This is a genomic window from Marivirga atlantica, from assembly GCF_016734805.1.
GTDB classification, from domain to species: domain Bacteria; phylum Bacteroidota; class Bacteroidia; order Cytophagales; family Cyclobacteriaceae; genus Marivirga; species Marivirga atlantica.
On record NZ_JAERQG010000001.1, the window covers coordinates 695,456 to 719,331 of the forward strand.

The window sequence follows — 23,876 nt, forward strand, 5'->3', positions numbered from 1 at the left end:
GATTAAGTCTATTTAATGTTTAAAATGTCTAGTTCCGGTTGTAACCATGCTCATGTTGTGAGCATCGCAAAAATCAATGCTATCTTGGTCTTTAATAGAGCCACCCGGTTGAATAACTGAAGTTATACCTGCATCATGAGCAATTTCAACACAATCAGGAAACGGGAAGAAAGCATCTGATGCCATCACTGCTCCTTTTAAATCGAATCCGAAATGGTTCGCCTTTTCAATTGCTTGTTTTAAGGCATCAACTCTAGAAGTTTGACCAACACCACTTGCGAATAACTGACCATCTTTAGCCAGCACAATAGTATTCGATTTTGTGTGCTTACATATTTTTGATGCAAATATAAGTGCTGCTGTTTCTTCTGCACTTGGTGCTATTTTGGTAACAGTTTTTAAGTCTGCAATGGCATCGGTTTTTAAGTCTCTGTCTTGCTCAATCACGCCATTTAGAAGACTCTTGAACTGCTTGCTTGTTTGTAGATCTGTTTTTTGTTTTAATAAAATTCTGTTTTTCTTCCCTTTTAAAACTTCAAGTGCATCATCATCGAAATCCGGAGCTATCAAGATTTCAAAAAATAATGAATGCATGGTTTCAGCAGCTTCTTTATCTATTTTTTTATTGCTAATAAGAACTCCTCCAAAAGCAGAAAGTGTATCTGCCGCAAAAGCTTTATCATAGGCTTCTTTTACTGATTTACCCACGGCTACACCACATGCATTTGTGTGTTTTAGTATGGCAAAAGCCGTATCTTCTTTGAATTCCTCAATTAAGCAAACTGCTGCATCAACATCCACTAAATTGTTGTATGAAAGCTCTTTGCCGTTTAGCTGATCAAATAACTCATCCAAATATCCATGGTAATGACCCACTTGATGAGGATTCTCGCCATAACGCAACGTGCGCGATTCCATGATGCTCGATTTGAATGCAGGTATTTCTTCAGTCTTATTAAAGTAATTGAAAATAGCCGTGTCATAGTTTGAAGAAATATTGAAAGCATGAGCTGCAAATTTCTTCCTATCTGTTATTGAGCTTTCTCCGTTTTGCTCTTCTAATAATTTCTCTAAATCAGCATATTGATTTTTAGAGGCTACAATTAATACATCTTTAAAATTTTTAGCAGCAGCCCTAATCAGCGAAATACCACCTATATCTATTTTCTCGATAATAGCTTGCTCATCAGCGCCAGAAGCAACAGTTTCCTCAAATGGATAAAGGTCTACAATTACCAAATCAATTTCAGGAATTTCATATTCGTCCAATTGAGCTTTATCTTCTTTTAATTCCCTTCTGCTTAATATGCCACCGAAAACTTTAGGATGAAGTGTTTTAACTCTACCACCTAAAATAGATGGGTAACCTGTTAAATCTTCAACTGCAATTACTTCTGCTCCTTGTTCTTCTATAAATTTTTGAGTTCCTCCAGTACTGTAAATGTTGACTCCCTGATCTTTTAAAAGCTTAATAATAGGTTCAAGTTTATCCTTATAGAAAACTGAAATAAGTGCGTTCTTAATCTTTTTTTGTGACATAATTCTGCTTAGTGAAATGCGAAGTACAAATCTAAGGTATTTTAATTTTCTAAGTAAAAAATACTGACTTGATTTGATAGGGATTGACTATAACTAGAAATATTCTTTTTATTAATCATTATGGCGAAAGCTTTGTTGTTATGATATACTAAATTGCTTTTATGTCATTTTTTGATGCTGTATATAATAAACTGTTTAAGAAACACGAGCCCAACACGGTTTTAAGTCACAAGGCTTTAAAGCGATCCGAAAAGGAGCGTGTAAGTTTTAAGGATTGGCTACAGGATGATGTAAGTAGCACATTACTCGAAAAGATTCATAAAGCCTACCATTTAAAACGAACAGATATTGAAGGTGAAATTCCCATTTTGTTGTTCCGCAGTGTTTATGCTAATGGCTTTGCCATCAAAAATAATATTGAAGTAAGTGACCGGGATTTTCATTTCCTGCTCGATTATTTCAAACATAAGCTGTTAGCACTGGGCTACAGGCAGGCAGGATCGGATAGCAAGGTTACTGCGAAAGATGGGTTTGTACTGACGGTAGATAAATTTTATATGAAGCCGCCTTTACAAGTTGAGCCTCCAATTGATCAACTATATGGCAACATAGCCATTGAACTCCATTTAATGGATGACAAGCCCAACTATTTAAAGTTGATGGCAAGTATTTACTCTGACAGAATGTATAAAGAGCATCAAGATTTTGACGAGCTGGTAGAATTATTACTGATTAAAGATGCTCTCTAAAATTAAGGATGTATTCCTCAATTACTTTTGGGAAATGCTGATGCTCTAATTGCTGTATTTTGGCAGCCAGTTCTTCAGCGTTCATTTCAGCAGTAATTTGGCAAGATGCCTGGAAGATTATAGCGCCTTCATCATAAGCTTCATTCACTTCATGTATGGTAATTCCACTTTCTTTCTCATCATTTTCAATAACAGCTTCATGTACAAAGTGACCATACATTCCCCTTCCACCATACTTAGGTAATAGAGCCGGATGAATATTAATAATTCTTTTAGGATAAGCTTTTACAAGGTTTTCAGGAATTTTCAATAAAAAACCTGCAAGTACAATGAAATCAATATGATGCTCCCTTAGTATATCAAGTACTGTTTCACCATCACGAAAATCTTTATTATTAAGGTGGCGGCTAACAACCTGTGGAAACTTACTCATTCTGTCAAATACGCCAGCCTCTTTCTTATTACAGAGCATTAAGCCTACTTCAACGGAAGGATGATTTGTGAAATAGTGAGCAATTTTTTCAGCATTTGAACCAGAGCCAGAAGCGAAAAGAGCTATTCTGTATTTTTTATTATCCATATCTTAAAATCACCAGTTGAATTAAAAAAGCAGCATACTTATAATGCCGCTAAGCATTATCAGCTTGCAAAAGTTACTTAAAAAGTGGAAGTCTTTTATTTTATCAGCCTGTTGTAACCTGTATACAAAGTAAATAATGAAAAGAGCAAGCCCTGAAAAGTAATAGTAAAGGATGTTGTTATTTAGAAATTGTGTCAGATAGAAAATTAGGAAACCAAAAAGCGCAATCAATACATAAATAATGAGCTTGGTTTTTCTAATTCCAAATACGATCGGAAGTGTTTTACATCCGAAATCGGCATCACCTTTCCAATCTTCCATATCTTTAATAATTTCGCGGATTAAACTAATGGCAAAGGCAAAAAGAGCATAAATATTAATGAGAACCTCTTTTTGATGAAAATACAAGCCAATTATAGTTAGTGATAGACCTGTTAGTAGCGCTACAGTAAAATTACCTACAAACGGCAAGCGTTTGAGCTGATTAGAATATAACCATAACAAAAAAGCTGAACCGAAGAAAACAGCCGCCAGCTTCCAACTGAGATAAAATGCTATGGCTATCGCAGTAAAATTCAGGAAAGTATGCCAAAAGAGTACCACACGTCTTTTTAGCACTTTGCCAACAACTACTCTTTGCGGTTTATTAACATAGTCAATTTTAACATCATAATAATCATTAATGATGTAACCAGCTGCCGCAATTATTACGGTGGATAAGCTCAATAGAAATAATCTAATATTGCTTAAATGAATACCCTCCAAGAGGTATAAAGCAGCTAAATACTGAGAGAGAATAATTATTATTAGATTTTGAATCCGGATAAGCTTCACAAACCCTGTAAAGGAAAAATTTCTAGGACTGTGGTGCTGCTCGCTCATTCCTTATTGGTATTTGTCTAATATTTGCTGACTAATAATTTTATAAATCTCACTATAAGCAGGATGCTTAGCAAGCATTTCCATGTGTTTGTCAAGTGTTTTTAAATCACCGCGTTTGGCCGGACCAGTTTGTGCATTTGATGGTTTTAGAAGCAGGCTTTTTTCTATTGTCTCTGCTACTAGCGGACCCAAGAGATTAAAATCCAGCTTTGCTTCATTAAGTAATTCTTCGGAAACTGTCATCAGGTAGTTAGTGAAGTTACAGGCAAAAACGGCTGCAACGTGTAATTGGCTCCTCTGCTGACTATTTACATGATGAACTTGTTTGCTAATACTTTTAGCCAGACTAGTTAATATTTTAAGTCCCGATTTATGATTACTCTCCAATAGGAAAGGAACCTCCTCAATCTTCAATTTCCTACTTTTAGAGAATGTTTGTAAAGGATAAAAAACTCCAATTACCGAGGCGATGCTTTCAGGAATTATATCCATAGAAAGGGCTCCGGAGGTGTGTACCAACAAACTTTGATCTGGCAATTCTATTTCATTGAGTACTGGTATTATCTCATCATCAGGAATAGAAATGATGAAGATATTTGATGTACTATCAAGAAAGTTAAGCGAATCTTTTAACGAAGCATCGTATAAGTTTTTAATGAGCTTTTTTGCTGAGGCACCTGTTTTGCTGTATACCTCTTTAACAGAATGGCCTACATTTTCTAGCGCTGGAGCTAAATGGGAAGCTACGTTACCAGCACCGATAAAACTTATATTAAAGGTTTCGTCTCTCATTCCATTCCTTTAAGCTTCATTTTAGTGAATTCACTATAACGCCTGAAAATAGCCATGATAAAGCCTAACATTAAAACCAATGTACCTATCCATAATAAATTGATCATCGGCTTCTCCATCGCTTTCATAACTACATAATCTTTCTGGCTGGTTCTCACTGATAAGTTGAAAGTATTTTGTTCTGGTTGAATACTTTCAATTCCTACTTTTAATCCTATTTCCCTGTTCTCATCGGGTATTCTGCCAGCCATATTATCCCTAATGATGTAGTATGGTTTTAAAAGATAGGTTTCTCCTGTACCGTATACTAAAATGGTGGCTTGAACTGCTAAATCATTTTTGCCAATAGGTTTGCCATTTACAGAATCAACCCTTTCCACCTTATCAAGAACTGTAACATAATCATTCAAGAAGAATTTCTCTCCGAAGGTTACCTCCATTTCTTTAGGTTCACTCCATTCGATCGACTGAGTTGGGTCAGGCACCGAGGATACGTGTGTATAAAGGTCTTTAGATAATTTTCTCTTCATATCAGGAGATGAAATCAGCCCTCCCATTGATGGGTTAATTTGTGCCCTAGGGAAAAGAGAGAATTGTTCTCCATCATCAGACAAGTAATCTATTCGGTAATAATGATTTACACCATAAACGTTAATAGTATCTCCTGACTCATATGTTTTTCCATCCTTCTCCAGCTTTCTTTTTAATGTCTTAAAATTTTCCTGCTTGGTGTCTTTCAGATAAACCGCCTTCACATAACCTCCATCATAGGTTTCATGATAACGCCCCTTATAGGTAAGCGTATATTCGCCCATATTTTGCGGATCGTTAATGAAAAGCAGCATGTTTTCCTGATTAAAGTTTTCCTCTAAATCAGGGTTGTTGCTAATCACCAGACCTGAATTATTCAAGGAAACTACTTTTGAGTAGCCTGAAGAAAATAGAATACCAAGTAGCATCATGCCTACACCTATGTGAGCAATTGCACCACCTGATAATTTATAATTTCCTCTAACTACCGAAAGTAGGATGAAAAAATTAGCGGTTATGGTATAAACACCGGCTAATACCAGAATTATATAAGTGACATTATAAACACCACCAACTGTTATTATCAATGCGGTTAATGCTAGCGTAATCACAATTGGAAGAAGAAGTGCTTGTTTCAACTTTCCTTTTTCCATCTTTTGCCACCAAAAGAATTGCCCAGTTCCGGAAAGAATAGCTATAAATACTGCAAACCAAGTCTGCCACTTGGTATAAAAATTAACCTGATCGGCAGGAGGTGCCATATTACTGATGCCACCAAAAGCTTCAATAATGGCATTATATACTGGAATAGAGGTAGGGATAATTATTTGGAAAGCCATTAGACACAGAACTGTTGCTCCCATGAAAATCCAGAATTCGCGAGAATAGACCTCAACTTCTTTTTCAGTACTAGGTATCAACTTCCATCTACTTATTGCTAGAGCAAAAGCGATTACTGTAAATGTTAAAAAGTAAATAAGTAGTTGACCGGATAGTCCTAAATCAGTAAAAGAGTGAACCGATGTTTCACCAAGAACTCCACTTCTTACTAGAAATGTAGCATAGAGCACTAATAGAAAAACTGATATCACTAAAATAATAGATGCTTTTAGAGCTGTTTCATTTTTCTTGTAAGCAATCATGGTATGAACAGCTGCAATTAATACAAGCCATGGAACCAGAGAGGCATTTTCTACCGGATCCCAGTTCCAGTAACCACCAAAGTTCAAGGTTTCGTAAGCCCAATAGCCACCCATTAAAATACCTATACCTAAAACAGCTGCAGAGAATAAAGCCCAGGGAAGAGCCGGTCTTATCCATGTCTTAACTTCTTTTTTCCATAAGCCAGCTATCGCGTATGCAAAAGGAATCAGAGTACTAGCATAGCCTAAGAACAACACTGGCGGATGAATGACCATCCAGTAATTTTGCAATAATGGGTTTAATCCTGTTCCATCTTCCGGAATATAATCAGGATTGATATTGAAAACGGGAGCATCCATTGCATCGCGCAATAGGATAAAGGGAGAACTACCAGTTTTAATATCACCAATGACAACTCCTAAAATCATGGAAGAAAGGAAAACCTGAACTGCCGAAAATATCAGCATTACAGAGGGAGTCCATTTTTTGTTGGTGAAGAGGAGAATGACGCCTAAAACTACATTCCAAAATAGCCATAATAGAAAACTACCTTCCTGACCTTCCCAAAAAGAAGAAATTACGTATTCAAGTGGAAGTGCTTTAGAAGAATGATTCCATGCATAGAAATATTCAAAGTAATGTCCTGAAATAATCACGAAAAGTGTGATAACTATACCCAGAACCGCTATGCCGTGTACCAGATAGCTGGCCTTTCCATTGTTTAGCCAGTTGGCTTTTTTAACAAGGTCTTTTTGAGTTTCAGCTTTATAGAAATTAAAGACAGAGATTAACGCTAGTACAAAGCTTGTAATAACAAAAAGGTGACCCAGGTCACCTAATGCAGTATGTATCATAAATTAATTTTCAAATTACACTACGGTATCTTCTTGGTATTTAGAAGGACATTTCATGAGAATTTTATCAGCGATGAACTGTCCGTTTTTGTAAGCACCAATAACCACTACTTGTTCTGATTTAGTGAAGTCAGCAGGCATGGGTTCATTATAATAGACCAATTGCTCAAGACCATTTTGATCTACCATTATAAATGAAAAGGAAAGTTTATTTTGAGCTGCTTTTAAACCAATAATGTGACCCGATTCATCTTTTTTGAGAGTACCCACCACATGAATCATATTATCACTTCCATTTTCTGACATTTCCTGAGCTTCACTAAAACTAACGTAAGAACTCGCATCACCGGCAGTTGAAATAATCATTGTAATAGCTGCTGCAATTATCACAATTCCGAATATATAAGACTTTTTCATTTGATATTATTTTTCAATTCCAACTAACAAGAGTTAGCTTAAAATGATTCTTTAATTCTTGTCTTCTAACTCTTTTTCGAGTTTTTTAACTTTTTGTTCTGTTTTAATAGCATAAAAAATAAAGCCAATAAATATTAGTAGCACTATGGCAACCAGAACGTATATTTTACCATTGGCCCTCATGGCATCAGCCATTTCAATTGATTGGTTACTATAATCTTCAGATTCAATAGCCATTTTTTGTGTTTTGGCTAAAAAAGCAGAAAATAACAAGCTAGCAGTAAGTAAGTATTTATAAATCTTCATTGAGTTTTGATTTAATAAAGTTTAACCTGATTCTTAATTCAGCCATCCATAAGCCTAATAAAGACCAACCAATAACCGCAGGGTAGAAAACCATTCTTAAACGGCCATCTAGCTCATATGCATTAAAACCCGGGTTTCCGCCATTACCAGGATGAAGGGAGTCAGTTAATCGTGGTAGAATAAATAAAAGAGGGATTAAAGCCGCATAGGCAAAAATATTATAAACGCTGCTGATTTTAGCCTTTTGCTGCCTGTCAGCAATGGAATTTCTCAAAAGGATATAAGCGAGATAAATTAACATGCCAATGGCTGAAGCATTCTGCTTAGGATCTCCACTCCAGAATTCACCCCATGTAAAGTTAGCCCAAACCATTCCAGTAGCTAAACCAAGTACTCCAAAGAGGATCGAGATATTAACTAATTCGACAGCATAAATATCAAATTTCAGATTTCCTGTCCTTAAATACCTAATTGAAAATATTGCCGATGCCGTTAGCATAATAACCATCCCGAACCACATAGGCACATGAAAATGCATAGCTCTGATAGTTTCATTAAGAATTACCAGCCGAGGAGCTTCTAATAAAAAACCAGCTATAATAGTGTAGGCCACCAAAATAACTGCAATAATTTTCCACCAAGATTTTCTCATAAAATTAATTCCTCCAGACAAATGGAAACAACATATAAGCAGTTGCCACTACTATAATATCAATTGAGAGCAAAGTTAATAGTTTAGGATTCATTAAAGAAGCTTCAATGCCATCTATTGCATTTTTAGAAATGCCTATGGTAAGTAATAAAGTTGGCAGTAATAAAGGAAAACTAAGTATAGCCATTAAAGTAGTGCTATTATTAGCTCGTGAAACGATGCCTGAGACCAAGGTAAGCACTCCTGCAAAGCCGATTGATGATAATATGATAGTGGTAATAAAATATAAATAATTGGCTACTGGATTACCAAAAATCATGGCGTAAGACAGAAATCCTACAAAAGCTATTACTAGTGAAATAAATATGTTAAATATCAGCTTACCAGATAAAATAACCTGTGGAGAGCAAAGCATATAATAATAAAGTGTTTTCCCTTCCCCCTCTTGCAAGAAGCTTTTAGCTACTCCGTTGATATTTGCAAAAACTAGGATAATCCAGAATAACGCATTCCATACATCTGGATGCAGAGTTCCAGTTTTTAAACTGAAGCTCAAATAACTTATGAAAACTGTACTAACAAGATATAACAAAATGCTATTGAAGGCATTTTTATTTCGCCATTCCAGCAGCATTTCTTTTTGAACAAATGTTTTGATCTGTTTAATCACTTAGCAAAGGTAGTTGTAATAAGCGTGTATTTAAACAAAAAGAGATGGGTTTTGGCCCATCTCTTAATAATGAATTTGAAAATTTTTATGCTGCCCTATTTTCTTGTTCAACTTTTGTAAGGTATCTGTTGAAGGCTATTAAAATAATGATGATATAGGCAACTCCTAATCCAACGAGGCCAGAAAAGAATCCCCATTTCAATAAACCAGGACTTTCAGGCTTTGCGTAAGTTGTAAAACCATCTACCAATTCAAAGCTATCTTGAATATATAAGCTTCTATTAATTCTTAATAAATCCTCATACTGTCTTCTACTGGCATTGAATACATCAATAGGGTTAGTCATTTGCTCATCGGAAAGGATTACATTATTGGAACCACCTTTTGTACGACTAGCCATATAATTAAAGTTCTTAAATATTAGCTGCTTTAAGCTATCTAGTTTGGCTAATTCCTCTTTCGTATTTTTCTCCTCTAATAATAAGTTAGTTCGCTCAATTTCCAATCTCTTGGAAACGTAAGGATTTTTCTGGAAGTAATTTAATAATGGCTGCTCAAGTTTTTCAATAATTGAATTATCAAATACCTCAACCATTATGCGATATGTGCTTCTGTTTTCCGAACGCAGTTTGTCTATGAATTTCTCTATTGTCTCCTCGTCATCAATCTGAGCTCTCAATTGTTCCTTAAAAACTTCCAATTGAACAACTTCATCTTCAGAGACAAATGGCTCATATGAAAAACTTCTAATCTTTCGAGCAAGTTCTAAATCAATTTTTAACGTATTAGCAAGCTGTTGATAATTGTCTTCATCACTTAATGCGTCTAATTTATCTATCGCACTTTCCATTAACCTTCCACTTAAATAGGAAGACTTTAATACCATAGAAGATTTATAATAATCTTGAGAAACATAGTTCAGGGCAATGCCGGCTAAGCCGCCAAGAACACCACATATTATTATAAGCTTAATATTTTTGAGAGTAGCGTTTCTTATACTCACAAAAAAGAGCATAATATTGATAAAAATACTTTTAAAGAAATTACCGATAGCTTGAAATAACTCTTTCAAGTCAATTTCATCGGATGAGCCTGTATTGTTTTTTTCTACTTCAGCCATAAATAAAATTTTCACAAAGAAACATAGATTTCTCTAAGAATGGAAATTTAAAAATCATATTCAATTCAGTAAAGCTTAACCCTCATTGTAGAAATACGTTTGTTCCTTGCTAACCACCTAACAATGGCAAAAAATAAAAAAACAGGAGCAAGCTTAAAAAAGGCTTTTACCAGTATAGTTTGGCCCAGAAGAAAGTATCTCTTGGTAGGTCTTATACTAATTATAATAAGCAGGTTTGCATCATTAGTATTACCCGGATCAAGCAAAATACTAATTGATGACGTTGTTCCGAACGGAGATTTGGAGAAGCTTAAATGGCTAATTATTGCAGTTGTTGGAGCCATTATAATACAGGCAATAACTTCATTTGCATTAACACAAATTCTAAGTGTTGAGGCTCAAAACCTTATTTCTAAATTAAGATCTCAAGTTCAATCTCATATTGTAAGGCTGCCTATAAGGTATTTTGACAGTGCTAAAACAGGTGAACTGGTATCAAGAATAATGACTGATGTGGAAGGGGTAAGAAACCTAGTAGGTACAGGATTAGCTCAAATGATAGGTGGTGTACTTACTTCTATAGTTTGCCTGATATTGCTTATCACTATTAGCCCATTAATGACACTCTATGTTCTGGTCCCTGTAGCCATATTCGGAGTTATCTCGCTGAGGGCTTTTGGTAAAATCAGACCGATATTTCGTGAGCGAGGAAAAATAAATGCTGAAGTAACAGGCCGGTTAACTGAAACTTTAGGTGGTATTAGAGTCATAAAAGGATTTAACGCTGAATTACAAGAGATAAGAATTTTTGCCGAAGGTGTTGACCGATTATTTAAGAATGTAAAATCGAGCCTAACAGCAACTAGTCTTATAACAAGTTCTGCTACTTTGCTTTTAGGTTTGGCTTCTGCAGGGATTATGGCTATTGGTGGCTATATGATAATGAACGAGCAACTAACGTTTGGTGACTTTCTTGCCTTTACGCTGTATTTAGGTTTTATGATTGCTCCAATAGTGCAAATGAGTAATATAGGAAGTCAACTAACCGAAGCTTTTGCAGGTTTAGACAGAACTGAAGAAATTATGACTACCCCTATAGAGTCAGATGACAAGCAAAGAACTCATGAACTGGAAGATATTATCGGAAATATTAAATTTGATAATGTGTCATTTGCTTACGAGAACGACAAAGATGTAATCAAGCACATTAGTTTTAATGCTGAAGCAGGTTCAGTAACTGCTTTGGTGGGAACATCAGGATCTGGCAAATCAACCATTGCGAATTTAGTTGCCTCTTTTCTGAACCCTGATGATGGGCGAATAACTGTTGATAATATAGACTTACAAACTATTACATTAGATAGCTACAGGAGTAAGCTTGGTGTTGTACTTCAAGACGATTTCTTATTTGAAGGCACTATCAGAGAGAATATTTTATTTCCAAGACCGAATGCCTCTGATGTAGAACTACAAGAAGCAGTTGAAAAGGCCTATGTACATCAGTTCACCGATAAATTCGAGAATGGATTAGATACCCAAATAGGTGAAAGGGGTGTGAAACTTTCAGGAGGGCAGCAACAGCGAATTGCCATTGCGCGTGCCATACTTGCTAATCCTAAAATATTAATTCTTGATGAAGCTACTTCAAATCTTGATACCGAAAGTGAAACTTTCATCCAATCAAGTCTAAAAGAATTAATGAAGGGTAAAACTACTTTTGTAATTGCTCACAGGTTGAGTACTATTAGGCAGGCTGATCAAATATTGGTAATAGAAGAAGGTGAAATAGTTGAGCGAGGCAAGCATGAGGAACTGATTAAGAATGAAGGTCGCTATCATCAATTGCATACCTATCAAGCCAGAATTTAGCATCTATCAAGTAAGCGAGTAGATGTATTATTTTTAAAGAAATATTTTTCTTTAGCGCTTAAAAAGGCTTTTTCATCGATATAAAGACACTTTATTACTTTTTCTTACTAATAATAAAACTGTTAGTTTTTAATCACTTCTGCGAGATTTTCTATTCTGTTACACGCAATTCATACTTTCTTACATCTACCACAAACTGCTGATTTTCAGCTTATACTTGGCCTATGTATTTTTGAAGTATGAACAGAATAATTAAAGTTTTTAGTCAGTCTAGAATAGAGGATAATATCTTCAAAGCTGCATTCTTTTTAATCATGTTTATCTGTATGCTTTTCGTGTCTGTCCTCCAGTAAATCCGCTGCTGCAAGGAACATCTTCTTGTTTGGCATGTTATTTGGTTTTGATTTGCCACACCAAACAATATCAATTATGAAAAAGCTTTCGAACTTCCTCAAAATAAGTGTAGTATTTTTATTTATTGCTTCATGTACATTTAATGGTTCAGAAGGCCCTCCAGGTCCTCAAGGGCCACAGGGTCAACAAGGTCCTGCAGGAGCTGATGGTAGTCAGTTTGAAGCCATTGCTTATGAGTATCAGGATATCACATTCAGTGGAGCGAACAATTATAGCGTTGTATTAGAATTTCCTGAAGCAGATTGGGATCTAATATTGCCATCTGATGTGGTTTTAATGTATCAACTAGTTGATTATGATGCTGAGACTGATACTGATTTCTGGGAACCACTTCCAAGAACTTTATTTCCTGAGTTTGGCACTTTACTTTATACCTATGATTTTACAGAGTTTGATGCAAAGGTGTTTTTAGACGCTAACTTTAACTTGAGTCTAATTTCAAATACAAACCTTACAAATAATCTTATTTACAGAGTAGTTATTGTACCTGCAGAAAACACTGGACGAAGTACAAAGTCAGTTGATTATGCGAACTATAATGAGGTAATGGATTATTATGGTCTTACAGATGATAATGTGAGGACAATTAAATGACTTTCTTTTAAGATATGAGAGTTACAAAAGGCGATGATTCATCGCCTTTTATTATTAAGGTACAAACGTATATAAATAATTTCATCCGCCTATCATCGTTATCAACCACTAATATTTGGGAAATAATCATAATTTATCTAATAAATTTTAAAAATAGGAGGTAAAAATCTTATCTTTCCATTTCAATTAGGGATGACTTATAGATGAATTTTGGTTTAAACTTACAGAATGACCCACAGACAAGCCTCTTTGTGCTGTTTGGTGTAGTTATAACCATTTTTCTAATTTTTGATTTAGGAGTATTTAATAAAAATGCTCATAAGGTTTCTTTAAAATCTGCCACTTATCAATCAATATTTTGGGTTGTTATATCAGTCGCTTTCGGCTTTTTAATCTATAAATATGCCGGAGGGGCTACTCTTTCTCTTGAATTTTATTCTGCTTACCTAACCGAGTACGCGCTTTCAGTTGATAACATATTTGTAATTCTGTTAATACTGCGATATTTCAGGGTTGAAGAGAAATACTATCATAAGATTTTGTTCTGGGGTGTTTTAGGAGCCATAGTATTTAGAGCCATTTTTATATTCTTGGGAGCCTATTTAGTTGCCCAGTTTCATTGGATACTTTATATTTTCGGAGCATTCTTAGTTTATAGCGGTATTAAGATCTTCTTTACTGATGAAGATGATGATCTGGATCCGGAGCAGAATATTATTATCAGATTTGCTCGTAAGTATTTAAGAATTACTAAAGGTCATTTTAGTGGTAAATTTATTGTGAGGAGAGGCGCAAAAATTATGTTTACTCCTCTTTTTCTGGTAATACTACTTATAGAATCAACAGATTTAATATTTGCGGTAGATTCGATTCCTGCAGTCTTTGCAATATCTCAAAGTGAATTTATTCTTTACACTTCTAATATATTTGCCATTTTAGGTTTGAGAGCTAAATTCTTCCTATTAGCAGGGATTATTGATAAGTTTCATTTATTACAGAAGGGCCTATCCTTTATCTTAATTTTTATTGGTGCAAAAATGCTATTAGAGATTATTCATGTACATATTAATACCTTAATCTCATTCTCAGTCATTTTTACTGTACTGATGTTATCAATTGTTATGTCCTTGCTTATTCCTAAGAAAAAGGAAAACGCAGTTACTAATCTTGAAAGCTAGTTGGAAATGCTTCTTTTGGCAAAATTTTCAAAAGAATTGGTAAGGTTAGAAAGGTGCCGGGCAAAGCTATAATCACAAAAGCAGGAATGGTTTTAAGAACATCAATCATTTGAATCCTTACTTTTTCCTTCTCCTCTTCAGTTAAGCTTTCTTTTTTCGATCTTTCAACAAGTTCAAATAATTCTTTTGATTCTCTTATTTCCTGTAAAAGGCTATCCTTGTTCTTTTTAACAACAAAGGAGATTCTATCTACCACTGTTTCAGAAATAACTTTAAAAGAGTGTTTGCTTTGAAGAAAATATACGTCTTTCCAATTCTCAAGCACGAAGGATTCTATAGCAATTAAGCTCACATCAAGCTCAGTTTCTGAGAAACCCAGCCTTTTAGCCAACTTACTTAAAAAACCACGTTCTTCTTCAGTTACTACCTTATCCGACCAGATCATAAGAATGGCTAATTCAAGTACATACCTGCGCAGAATCCAGGTATCAGCTTGTCTCAAGTCAATTTCATCTAAAGTAATCCCATCGTTAAAAGCATCTTTAGCGACCTGCTGATGTCCACTTGTTAAATCAGCTGAGTTTAGAAATGAGTAAAACATGTTTCGCTCTTCCCTTTCAATGATGTGGTTGGCGTGTGCAGCAGCGGCCAGCACTTTAAGTAACATCATTTTCATAGCATCTTTATGCCACTTGATATTGCTGAACTTGCCTGCCCTCCACTCTCCAAAATAATAGGCATCAAGAAATAGAAGACTATTATGAAATAAACTTGCCCAGAAATAGTCCCACCTGGATTGTAAGAAAAGGTTTTTTCTTAAGGATTGCTCAGCATGACTAAACTCATTTGATTTAGATTTTGAAAAAAAACTAAATCTTTTTTTTGCCGCAACTGGGTTGAGATGATCATAAAAAGGCCCTATTGATTGCCCTGTTTCAAAATAAAAATCTTTCCATTCATCTTGACTGCTCGGCTGATAGTTATTTTTCAAGAGTGCACTATGGAAAAAACTTTCAAGTAGCACTACTTTCATTCTACCCAAACTATTCCATCTTTGTTCTTTGGGGTGTCTTAAATCCGGAGAATGTACCGGATGCCCATAAATAAGACCGGTAGGCTGAATAATTCTATATAGCAAAGCATCTTTATCTTCAATCCTATGATTGGAGATATCTATAGGATAATCCGACCTGTAACTGATATATCTTTCAAGCCAACCTCTTGCTGATGGGTTCATAAAGGGTTTTTGGTTTAATTACGCCTTAATGCAACCATAATTTAGAGAATAATTCGAGCTTGTGAAATTCTTTTGTTGAAAGTAATTTTTTCTAAGGCTTTGGTTTATAGCCAGATTTGGAAAAAATGAGGTTTACATCAGTCATTTTCATCAGCTCCTGTAAACTAACTTCAGGATTGTTTTCCATGTAACTCCTGATGATCTGCCAGCCCACCCAAAGGCCTATTCTTCCGGGACAGTTATTACTAATTTCGAAAGTTTTTGGTCGCTCACCGGTGAATTTGTTTTTGATAAAGTGACTTGATTCATAGAGCAGATCATTTTCTAAGAAATTTGCCCAAATAATATGTTCGTTTTTATTGATATCAGTCATTTCTTTAGCTGAATAGCCTAGTAATAATGAATCAGGTGTGCATGGTAATATCTGTTTTGTCAGATAGTATGATTTCCCAAAATAAATCATGTCGGCCAAAAGGGTTTTATTGGAAGGGTCTGTTTGATTTTTCTCTTGGGTTACCAACAACATGGTCATAGGTACTATGTATTCTCTCTGATATCTCTTTAAGATGTACTGTGGTATACCAAGGGGTACGAAGCGCGCATCTGGCCCTAAAAAGTAATCAGCTGCTATGCTAATAAGTGTATCGGATACAAATAAGTCTTTCTGCAGCCCAGATAGCACATACTGAATCTTGGGAGTATCGACATCCGGAAAATAATATTTATAAGTTTTAAATGCCTTGGTGAAGTCTCTGTTCAGTTGATCAAAAGAATTGAAGGTTTGTTCTACTTCTTTATACAAAGTGTCTTTATATGATGGATGACTAAAAACATCAGTCATTAAAGCAGCTATAGCGGAGTCAGAAAGTTGATTTGTGGGATTGAAGAAATAATTTGCCACAAATGGGTATTCATTAATAAAAGCCTCCGCCTTCTTCTGATCATCAGCTTTTATAAGCTCGCTGGTTAAATCTTCAAAATTTATATCTAAGTTGATTTCGTCAATATTGGGTCTTTCCGTGCAAGTATTTTCACTATCAACACATGATGTGAAAGATGCCAAGATGAATAAAATGATAACAATGCTATATATTTTCCGTTGCATTCCTGTATTTTGAAGTTTGAATTATAAACTACTGCTTGATGAAAAAATTGTTCATTATTGCAATACTAAGCATTTCGTGCTTCACAGTGAAGGCGCAAGTCAAATTTGGCTTTAAGGCAGCACCTCAATTGAGCTTTAATAGGTTCCAATCTACGGGTGATACTTATGAGATAGAAAGTAATGGGAGTTCTCTGAAACTGTTGTTGGGCCCTACCTTTGACTTTCCATTTAGAGATAATCACTATTTCAGTACAGGTTTGTTCTTCAGCAGCAAACAGGCAGCATTTCAAGCAAGCAATGTTAATACAAATCGGGTTGAAGAGGAAAGTTATGATTTACAATATTTGCAAGTGCCGCTAACGCTAAAGCTGTTTACTGAAGAAATTGGTCTTGATAAAAAAATTTATTTTCAGTTTGGAACAACTGCAGACTTTAGGCTACAAGGAATTATCTCAGATGATAACCTACTAAATCAGGTGGATTTTTTCGATTTTACTGCTTTGCTGGCTACTGGCTTAGAATATCGCTTGGGTATTAATACAAGAATATATGCAGGCTTCTATTACAATAGAGGTTTCCTAAATGCTGTGAAAGAAACAAACATTGATGAAGAATGGCGATTAAATAATGATACACTAGGCCTGGAACTAGGTGTTACTTTTTAGATTCTGGTAAGGAAAAGACATAAAATTCATTTCTCCCTACTCTTAACTTCTCATCTCTTAACCAAGGGTTATAAATCTTTAAGGTTTTATAGTCCATATTATGTGCAAGAGCGTAATCTACTAAATCAACAGAATTTCTTACTGTATCAAAAGCATAATTGTATGGCTTGTACAGATGTTCAGTTTGAATATCAAACCCATAGCTATTAGGGTTGCTGAATATTTGTTTGATAGCCAAAATTCGAAAAACATATCTGTAGGTTTCTTCATTTAACATTAAACTGTAATAGTCCTCTGCTTTCTGGTTCTCTAATGCATTGCTTATACCTCTTACGCCACGATTGTAAGAAGCTGCAACCAATGTCCACGATCCTAATTTATTATGGGCCCAATTAAGGTAATCACAAGCGGCCTGTGTAGCCTTTTGCGGATGATAGCGTTCATCAACATCTTTGCTTACCTCCAGACCATATTCTTTGGCGGTCCCTTTCATAATTTGCCAGAAACCTTCGGCACCTGCATAGCTTCTTACATTCTCAAACCCACTTTCTATAAGAGCCAGGTATTTGAAATCTTCAGGAATGCCATTCTCTTTTAAAATAGGTTCAATGACAGGAAACCATCTGTGCGCACGCTTTAATAAAAATATAGTATTATTATGCCAGTATGAGTTAATATGCAGCTCTTTATCTAATCGCTCTTTTACGTCTGGTATGTTTAATGGTACAGCCTCACCTGCAAAGTCTATAGACTCCGGTAAAGGAATAGTTTTAGCATTCACAAAACCTATAGGAGGAACAATCGCTTTTTTATTTATTACGGTAGGCTCATCTTTCTGAAAGCCTTTAAAAGCGATTATGACCACCGTAAAAAGAGAAAGAATTGAAATATAAAGTGCAAACCTATTAGCCGACATAAAATAAATTTAAAAGGCTCGGTTTTGAGCCTTTGATTAAAAGTTAGGTGATAGCATAAACTGTGCATAAAAGTTATCAATAACCTTTACAGCCTCAGTTGGCGTATCAACGATAGTAAACAGGTCTAAGTCTTCTTTGTTAATGTTATTTTCCGCTTCAAGTAAGGTGTCTTTCATCCAATCTAATAAACCACCCCAGAATTTGCTACCAACCAATACAATAGGAAATCGGCCTATTTTGTGAGTTTGAATAAGGGTTAGGGCCTCAAATAATTCATCCAAAGTACCAAAACCACCGGGCATAACCACGAACCCCTGAGCGTACTTAACAAACATAACTTTTCTTACAAAAAAGTAATCGAAGGTAATTAGTTTGTCAGGGTCGATGTATACATTGTTGAATTGCTCAAATGGTAACACGATATTCAAACCTACTGATTTACCATTTTCACTTTTGGCACCTTTATTACCGGCTTCCATAATTCCGGGGCCACCACCTGTGATTACGCCATAACCATGACGAACCAGTTTAGCAGCCACCTCTTCAGCCATTTTGTAATACTTATGATCAGACTTGGTTCGGGCTGATCCAAATACAGATACACATGGCCCGATTTTGGCAAGTTTCTCAAATCCATCTACAAACTCAGACATGATTTTGAAAATAGCCCATGAGTCAGAGCTTTTTATTTCGTTCCAATCTCTGTCTTTAAAGGCGTTACGTATTTTATTTAGTTCTTTACTGTTTTCTTGTTCTTGATTACTCATAGTATTAAGGTTGTATTAAATATTTTATTAAGACAGTTTCTACTGCTCTTTTTTGTTTGCTTCTATTTTTTCGTTAAAGTCTGATGGTTTCTTTCTCTTCCATCTATTGTGGGTCCATAGCCATAAATGAGGAGTCTTTTTTAAATCTGCCTCCAACAACTTCATGTGTTTTTCGGTTATGAAACCATAATCAGTTTCGTTAGGATGCGCTGTAATCAATTCCAAATCCACCTCGTAAAATGAACGCTTAGTTTTCCTTACATGTGCATAAACTACGGCTAAATTCATTTTCTTGCTCATCTTTTCTACACCAAAAAACACTCCGGTTTCGATACCCATAAATTCCATCCAATAGGAATTATACACATTTGCAGGAGATTGATCCGCAGCAAAACCGACTAAGAATGGTTTATCGCTATGAGCCATCATTTCTTTCATAGCGGTTTTCTTGGGTATTAATAAAGCATTCGGAAAAGGTGTTCTACTATCTTTAATAAGCCGATCCATTACTTTATTCTTCAAAGGCTTATAAATTCCCATCGCAAAAGGTTGATTTCTCTCAACCATAAATACGAAAGATAAGACAGCCCACTCCCAATTAGCAAAGTGGGGTAGAACAATAGCGAGACTTCTCCCTTCATCAACAATTCGCTGCACATCATCATTTGGATGTATCTTATATCTTTTCTTGATTTTTTTCTTGCTAAAATTGAAGGCTTTAAGACTTTCAATAAGCAGGTCGCTAAAATGATAGAAGAATTTATGAGCGATTTCTCTTATCTCCTTTTCAGATTTTTCTGGAAAGGCCTTATTAATATTGTTTACTACTAGTTGATATCGGTATATTTTAAATTTTATTAAAAGAAAACCAATCACTCGAGAAAGTACATGATAAAACCAAAAAGGTATCTTACTCAATAACCAAAATAAAGCTTTTAAAAAATGATATTGAATATTCATTAAGAGTCTTGTAGTTGAAGTTTTACCAGGTTGTTGTAGGTGCCATCAGATGTAGCCAATAATTCGTCATGCGTACCTTGTTCAGCTATCTGTCCGTTATTAAGTACATAAATGGTATCTACCTTACGGATAGTTGCTAGTCTATGCGCGATAATGATGGTGGTTCTACCCTTCATCAATTTGTCCAAGGCCTGTTGAACGTAATGTTCAGACTCTGCATCCAATGAGCTAGTAGCTTCATCTAAGATAAGGATTTTAGGGTTCTTAAGTATGGCTCTTGCAATCGCAATCCTTTGTCTTTGTCCACCAGATAGTTTTACACCACGCTCACCTACTATTGTATCAAGTCCTTCGGGGAAATCTTCAATAAAAAGCATGGCATTAGCTTGTTCAGCTGCCGATCTTATTTCTTCTTCCGTAGCGTTGGGCTTACCATAAGCTATATTCTCGCGAATTGTGCCTCCGAAAAGAATAATTTCTTGTGGGACAATGCCTATGTTTTTTCGGAAAGCTGATAAATCATAATTGTTAATGTTTTTACCATCCACAGAAATCTCTCCGCCATTAATTGGATAAAAACGCATAAGTAGCTGAATGATGGTTGACTTACCTGCACCGCTATGACCAACCAAAGCGATTTTCTCTCCTGCCTGAACCTCAAAAGATAAGTTCTTCAAAACCTCCACATCAGGTCTGGTAGGATATGAAAATGAAACTTTATTGAAGTTAATTAATCCTTCAACCTGATTGGTGTGCTCTGTTTCATCTACGATTTGTTCGCCTTCTTCCGCTATAATTTCCATCACACGCTCAGAAGCTCCAATGGCTTTTTGAAGTTGCCCATAAAGATCGCCTAAGCCTGCGATGGATCCACCTATAAAGGTTGTATAAAGCACAAAGCTTAAAAGATCACCAACACTCATTTCACCTGCTTGCACAAGAGAAGCACCATACCACATAACGGCAACTATACCGCCAAACATTGAGAATATAATGAAGGAGATAAAGGCACCTCGATAAGTCGCAGATTTAAGGGCAATTTTAACCACTTTATCCATGGAAGTTCTATAGCGTAAAACTTCCATTAGCTCACTTGTAAATGCCTTCACAATATTAATAGACTGTAGAGTCTCTTCTACAATTACATTGGCCCCCGCTAATTCATCCTGTGTCTTCTTTGAGAGCTTTCTGATAAATTTTCCAAAAAACATGGCTGCAACTACTAGCACAGGGAAGGTTGCTATCATGAATACCGATAGTTTTGGCGTTGCATAGAAAATGATGGCTGTTCCAATTATCAGGGTTGATACTTGCCTAATTAACTCTGCAAGCGTTACTGAAAAAGTATCTTGTAATAAGGCTATATCTGTGGTTATTCTACTTGTTAATTCGCCAATTCGTTTGCTGTCATAAAAAGTCATTGGTAATTCCATCAGCTTCTTGTAAAGAGAAACGCGCATATCGGCCATTGAACGTTCACTCACCTGTGCAAAAAGGTAAACTCTGAAGAAAGAAAAGATGCTTTGGACAGCCAGAATGGCTATTAGTAATATAGCTACTCTATTAATATTAGAGAAAATTCCGTTGGCTTCACCTTGGGCTACATCTACTAGTTTACCAGTAACATAAGGAAAGCCTAAAAGTGTCGTGCTCGAAATTAAAAGGAAGAATAATCCGGCAATGAAGTAACCTTTATAAGGTTTTATGAACCTAAAGATCCCGAAAAGTTTCCTGAAGTTTTCCTTATTTAGTGGCCTTTTTTCTTCTTCTGAAAGTGTATTTCCTCTTCTACTTTTTGCCATTTCTTAGCTCTTCTTCTATCTAAAATTTATGCCGCGCAAAGTTACAACAGATAATTTTATTTAATTAGGATTCTGTGTGTTGAATTCTTTTTTGCCTGATTCCAAATAATCTACGAATTTTTGCACGTTGGTTTCATAAGCTATTGGCTCTACTAATAGTTCTCCATTAGCATCAAGCAATACATAATAAGGTTGTGCATTATTATTGAATCGGGTTATCTGAAAATCAGCGTTTTGCTTGCCAATAGTCTTTTTCGTTTTGCCATCGTATTCACTTACATACCATTCACTCTCAGGAAGCTCCTTCTTCTCATCCACATAAAGTGCAAGCATTACAAAGTCATTTTTCAGTCTGGAAAGTACTTCCGGCTCTGACCATACCCTTGCTTCCATTTCACGACAGTTTACGCAGCCATGGCCTGTGAAATCTACAAAAATTGGTTTGCCTTGTTGTTCAGCACAAGCGAGCGCCTGCTCGTAATCGAAATACCCTTCGATACCATGTGGAAAGTGTAAGAACTCATCATATTTAGGTTCCTCACACAATGTGCCTTCCGAACTTGAGATGGCATTGCCAGAGCTGCTTTCTCTTACGATTTCTGTAATATTAAAATCATGTGTACTCATTGGTGGCAAGTAACCAGCAAGAGCTTTTAGCGGAGCACCAAACAATCCAGGAATCATGTAAACCACAAAACTGAATGTTATTAAAGCCAGCATTAAACGACCTACTGATAATTTTTCTATTGGGCTGTCATTTGGTAGCCTAATTTTACCTAAAAGGTAAAGCCCCATAAAGGCAAAAATCACAATCCATAATACCAGGTAAATATCTCTATCCAGTAAGCCCCAATGGTATACCTGATCTGCAACACTTAAAAATTTTAAGCCTAAAGCAAGTTCTAAAAAGCCTAAAATTACTTTTACTGAATTCAACCAGCCGCCTGACTTTGGTAAACTTTTTAACCAATCAGGAAATATTGCAAATAAGAAGAACGGTATGGCAAAGGCCATTGAGAAGCCAAACATGCCTACCAATGGTTTGATTACCTGACCACCTGCTGATTCTACCAAAATACTTCCTACAATTGGCCCTGTACAACTGAATGAAACCAACACTAGAGTGAAAGCCATAAAGAATATACCACCAAGGCCACCTTTGTCAGCTTTGGCATCCATTTTATTAACTAAGCTCGATGGTAAGTTTATTTCAAAAAGCCCCAAGAAGGAGAGTGCAAACACAAAGAAAACAATAAAGAAGAAAACATTGGGTAACCAATGTGTGCTCAGCCAATTGGCAAATTCCGGTCCGTTAATAACTGCTACAACGGTTCCCGCAACCACATAAATTACGACTATTGATAATCCGTAAATAATGGCATTACTGATAGCTTTTCTTCTCGTTTTGGCCCTTCCTGTAAAGAAGGTAACCGTCATAGGTATCATTGGGAAAACGCAAGGAGTGAGTAATGCTGCTAGTCCCCCTAGGAAGGCTACAAACATGAAACCTAATAAGGAATAAGGAGTGGTGGGATCAGGTTGGTTGAGTAATGACTTTTCTTTCTCTCCTTTTAAAGGAGCTTTACTTGCTTTTACCTCACTTTTTTTTTCTACAGCTGAAGCATTGCCAAAACTAAAATCTTCATCAAAGGGAATACATTTTCCATCAATATCGGAACACACTTGGTAGTTATAATTTCCATTTATGTAGAAAGGAGTTTTTGAAATAATTACCTTCTGCTGGAATTCTCCTTCTTTCTTAAAATAAGTGTATTCTCCTTCCCAAATTTCATCATAACCTTTTGAAGGGTTGATAGGAATAATGCTGTCTACAAGCTGATAGGTGTCGTTTTCTTCAAATTCGAAAGTGGTAACAATAGGTCCTAAATCAGGATCAAAATCAGATGAATATAAATACCAGTTTTTATCGATTTCAGCTTTAAAAGAAATGGTTAAGGTGTCACCTTTCTCAATGGCCGCTTCTGCCTTAGAAAGTTCCTGCTTCCAGGAGATAGGTTTTTCAATTTGTGAGAAACCAGCGGACAAAAATAAACCTGCCATAAGCAGGGTTCCCAATAACCTCTTCATAAACAATTATATCATTTTATTGGTCAATACAGACAACTATTCAAC

Annotated in this window: 22 protein-coding genes; 5 read left to right on the forward strand and 17 right to left on the reverse strand. The window is 35.7% G+C overall.

All coding sequences use genetic code 11. The features are described from left to right. Window positions 1–12: 12 nt before the first annotated feature. The gene (gene purH / locus JKP34_RS03095; RefSeq protein WP_201917603.1) at window positions 13–1,539 is read right to left on the reverse strand and encodes a bifunctional phosphoribosylaminoimidazolecarboxamide formyltransferase/IMP cyclohydrolase; all 1,527 of its coding nucleotides are present in this window, start codon (window positions 1,537–1,539) and stop codon (window positions 13–15) included. 161 nt (window positions 1,540–1,700) lie between these two features. On the opposite strand from purH, the gene JKP34_RS03100 reads away from it, so the two are divergent. Further along, entirely contained in the window at window positions 1,701–2,288 is a 588-nt protein-coding gene (locus JKP34_RS03100) for a hypothetical protein (RefSeq protein ID WP_201917607.1), read from the forward strand. Here the strand turns inward: JKP34_RS03100 and purN are convergent. The 9 genes from purN to JKP34_RS03145 all read right to left on the reverse strand — a co-directional run bounded on the left by purN (window position 2,272) and on the right by JKP34_RS03145 (window position 10,235). Further along, entirely contained in the window at window positions 2,272–2,868 is a 597-nt protein-coding gene (purN, locus tag JKP34_RS03105; RefSeq protein ID WP_201917609.1) for a phosphoribosylglycinamide formyltransferase, read from the reverse strand. The genes JKP34_RS03100 and purN overlap by 17 nt on opposite strands. 21 nt (window positions 2,869–2,889) lie before the next feature. Next, window positions 2,890–3,750: a geranylgeranylglycerol-phosphate geranylgeranyltransferase gene (locus JKP34_RS03110; protein WP_201917611.1), complete on the reverse strand. Its 861-nt coding sequence runs from the start codon at window positions 3,748–3,750 to the stop codon at window positions 2,890–2,892. 3 nt (window positions 3,751–3,753) lie between these two features. After that, a complete protein-coding gene (locus tag JKP34_RS03115; RefSeq protein ID WP_201917613.1) occupies window positions 3,754–4,542 on the reverse strand; it encodes a Rossmann-like and DUF2520 domain-containing protein in 789 nt (262 codons plus the stop codon). Continuing rightward, a complete protein-coding gene (locus JKP34_RS03120) occupies window positions 4,539–7,070 on the reverse strand; it encodes a heme lyase CcmF/NrfE family subunit (protein ID WP_201917615.1) in 2,532 nt (843 codons plus the stop codon). The genes JKP34_RS03115 and JKP34_RS03120 overlap by 4 nt, the downstream gene beginning before the upstream one ends. 15 nt (window positions 7,071–7,085) lie before the next feature. Continuing rightward, window positions 7,086–7,487 (reverse strand): cytochrome c maturation protein CcmE domain-containing protein, encoded by a 402-nt coding sequence (locus JKP34_RS03125; RefSeq protein ID WP_201917617.1) that lies wholly within the window; start codon window positions 7,485–7,487, stop codon window positions 7,086–7,088. A 51-nt stretch (window positions 7,488–7,538) separates the two neighbouring features. Further along, window positions 7,539–7,793 carry a CcmD family protein gene (locus JKP34_RS03130; RefSeq protein WP_236664871.1) on the reverse strand — a complete coding sequence of 85 codons (255 nt, stop codon included), beginning with the start codon at window positions 7,791–7,793 and terminating at the stop codon, window positions 7,539–7,541. Continuing rightward, complete coding sequence (gene ccsA / locus JKP34_RS03135) at window positions 7,780–8,445, reverse strand: cytochrome c biogenesis protein CcsA (RefSeq protein ID WP_201917619.1); 666 nt, start codon at window positions 8,443–8,445, stop codon at window positions 7,780–7,782. The genes JKP34_RS03130 and ccsA overlap by 14 nt, the downstream gene beginning before the upstream one ends. Before the next feature lie 4 nt (window positions 8,446–8,449). After that, a complete protein-coding gene (locus JKP34_RS03140) occupies window positions 8,450–9,115 on the reverse strand; it encodes a heme exporter protein CcmB (RefSeq protein WP_201917621.1) in 666 nt (221 codons plus the stop codon). A gap of 85 nt (window positions 9,116–9,200) precedes the next feature. Beyond that, a complete protein-coding gene (locus JKP34_RS03145) occupies window positions 9,201–10,235 on the reverse strand; it encodes a GumC domain-containing protein (protein WP_201917623.1) in 1,035 nt (344 codons plus the stop codon). Window positions 10,236–10,358: 123 nt separating this feature from the next. Between JKP34_RS03145 and JKP34_RS03150 the strand changes: the two genes are divergently transcribed. The 3 genes from JKP34_RS03150 to JKP34_RS03160 all read left to right on the forward strand — a co-directional run bounded on the left by JKP34_RS03150 (window position 10,359) and on the right by JKP34_RS03160 (window position 14,290). Then, the gene (locus JKP34_RS03150; RefSeq protein ID WP_201917625.1) at window positions 10,359–12,104 is read left to right on the forward strand and encodes an ABC transporter ATP-binding protein; all 1,746 of its coding nucleotides are present in this window, start codon (window positions 10,359–10,361) and stop codon (window positions 12,102–12,104) included. 429 nt (window positions 12,105–12,533) lie between these two features. Next, window positions 12,534–13,112: a hypothetical protein gene (locus JKP34_RS03155; protein ID WP_201917627.1), complete on the forward strand. Its 579-nt coding sequence runs from the start codon at window positions 12,534–12,536 to the stop codon at window positions 13,110–13,112. Between the two features lie 203 nt (window positions 13,113–13,315). Then, window positions 13,316–14,290 carry a TerC family protein gene (locus JKP34_RS03160; RefSeq protein WP_201917629.1) on the forward strand — a complete coding sequence of 325 codons (975 nt, stop codon included), beginning with the start codon at window positions 13,316–13,318 and terminating at the stop codon, window positions 14,288–14,290. Here the strand turns inward: JKP34_RS03160 and JKP34_RS03165 are convergent. Both JKP34_RS03165 and gldB read right to left on the reverse strand, forming a co-directional pair. Further along, the gene (locus JKP34_RS03165) at window positions 14,274–15,527 is read right to left on the reverse strand and encodes a DUF533 domain-containing protein (protein ID WP_201917631.1); all 1,254 of its coding nucleotides are present in this window, start codon (window positions 15,525–15,527) and stop codon (window positions 14,274–14,276) included. The genes JKP34_RS03160 and JKP34_RS03165 overlap by 17 nt on opposite strands. A 91-nt stretch (window positions 15,528–15,618) precedes the next feature. Next, on the reverse strand, window positions 15,619–16,632 hold the full coding sequence (gldB, locus tag JKP34_RS03170) for a gliding motility lipoprotein GldB (RefSeq protein ID WP_201917633.1): 1,014 nt from the start codon (window positions 16,630–16,632) through the stop codon (window positions 15,619–15,621). Between the two features lie 38 nt (window positions 16,633–16,670). Here gldB and JKP34_RS03175 point away from each other — a divergent pair, with 38 nt between their 5' ends. After that, window positions 16,671–17,297, forward strand: coding sequence for an outer membrane beta-barrel protein (locus JKP34_RS03175; protein ID WP_201917635.1), 627 nt, complete (start codon window positions 16,671–16,673; stop codon window positions 17,295–17,297). Here JKP34_RS03175 and JKP34_RS03180 read toward each other — a convergent pair. The 5 genes from JKP34_RS03180 to JKP34_RS03200 are packed head-to-tail and all read right to left on the reverse strand — an operon-like array spanning window position 17,287 to window position 23,831. Then, window positions 17,287–18,213, reverse strand: coding sequence for a lytic transglycosylase domain-containing protein (locus tag JKP34_RS03180; protein ID WP_201917637.1), 927 nt, complete (start codon window positions 18,211–18,213; stop codon window positions 17,287–17,289). The two genes, JKP34_RS03175 and JKP34_RS03180, sit on opposite strands and share 11 nt — an antisense overlap. 36 nt (window positions 18,214–18,249) lie before the next feature. Further along, window positions 18,250–18,981, reverse strand: coding sequence for an LOG family protein (locus JKP34_RS03185; RefSeq protein WP_201917639.1), 732 nt, complete (start codon window positions 18,979–18,981; stop codon window positions 18,250–18,252). Window positions 18,982–19,020: 39 nt separating this feature from the next. Beyond that, window positions 19,021–19,899 carry a lysophospholipid acyltransferase family protein gene (locus tag JKP34_RS03190; RefSeq protein WP_236664872.1) on the reverse strand — a complete coding sequence of 293 codons (879 nt, stop codon included), beginning with the start codon at window positions 19,897–19,899 and terminating at the stop codon, window positions 19,021–19,023. Between the two features lie 41 nt (window positions 19,900–19,940). Continuing rightward, the gene (locus JKP34_RS03195; RefSeq protein WP_201917643.1) at window positions 19,941–21,743 is read right to left on the reverse strand and encodes an ABC transporter ATP-binding protein; all 1,803 of its coding nucleotides are present in this window, start codon (window positions 21,741–21,743) and stop codon (window positions 19,941–19,943) included. 60 nt (window positions 21,744–21,803) lie between these two features. Further along, on the reverse strand, window positions 21,804–23,831 hold the full coding sequence (locus tag JKP34_RS03200) for a protein-disulfide reductase DsbD family protein (RefSeq protein WP_201917645.1): 2,028 nt from the start codon (window positions 23,829–23,831) through the stop codon (window positions 21,804–21,806). Window positions 23,832–23,876: the final 45 nt, after the last annotated feature.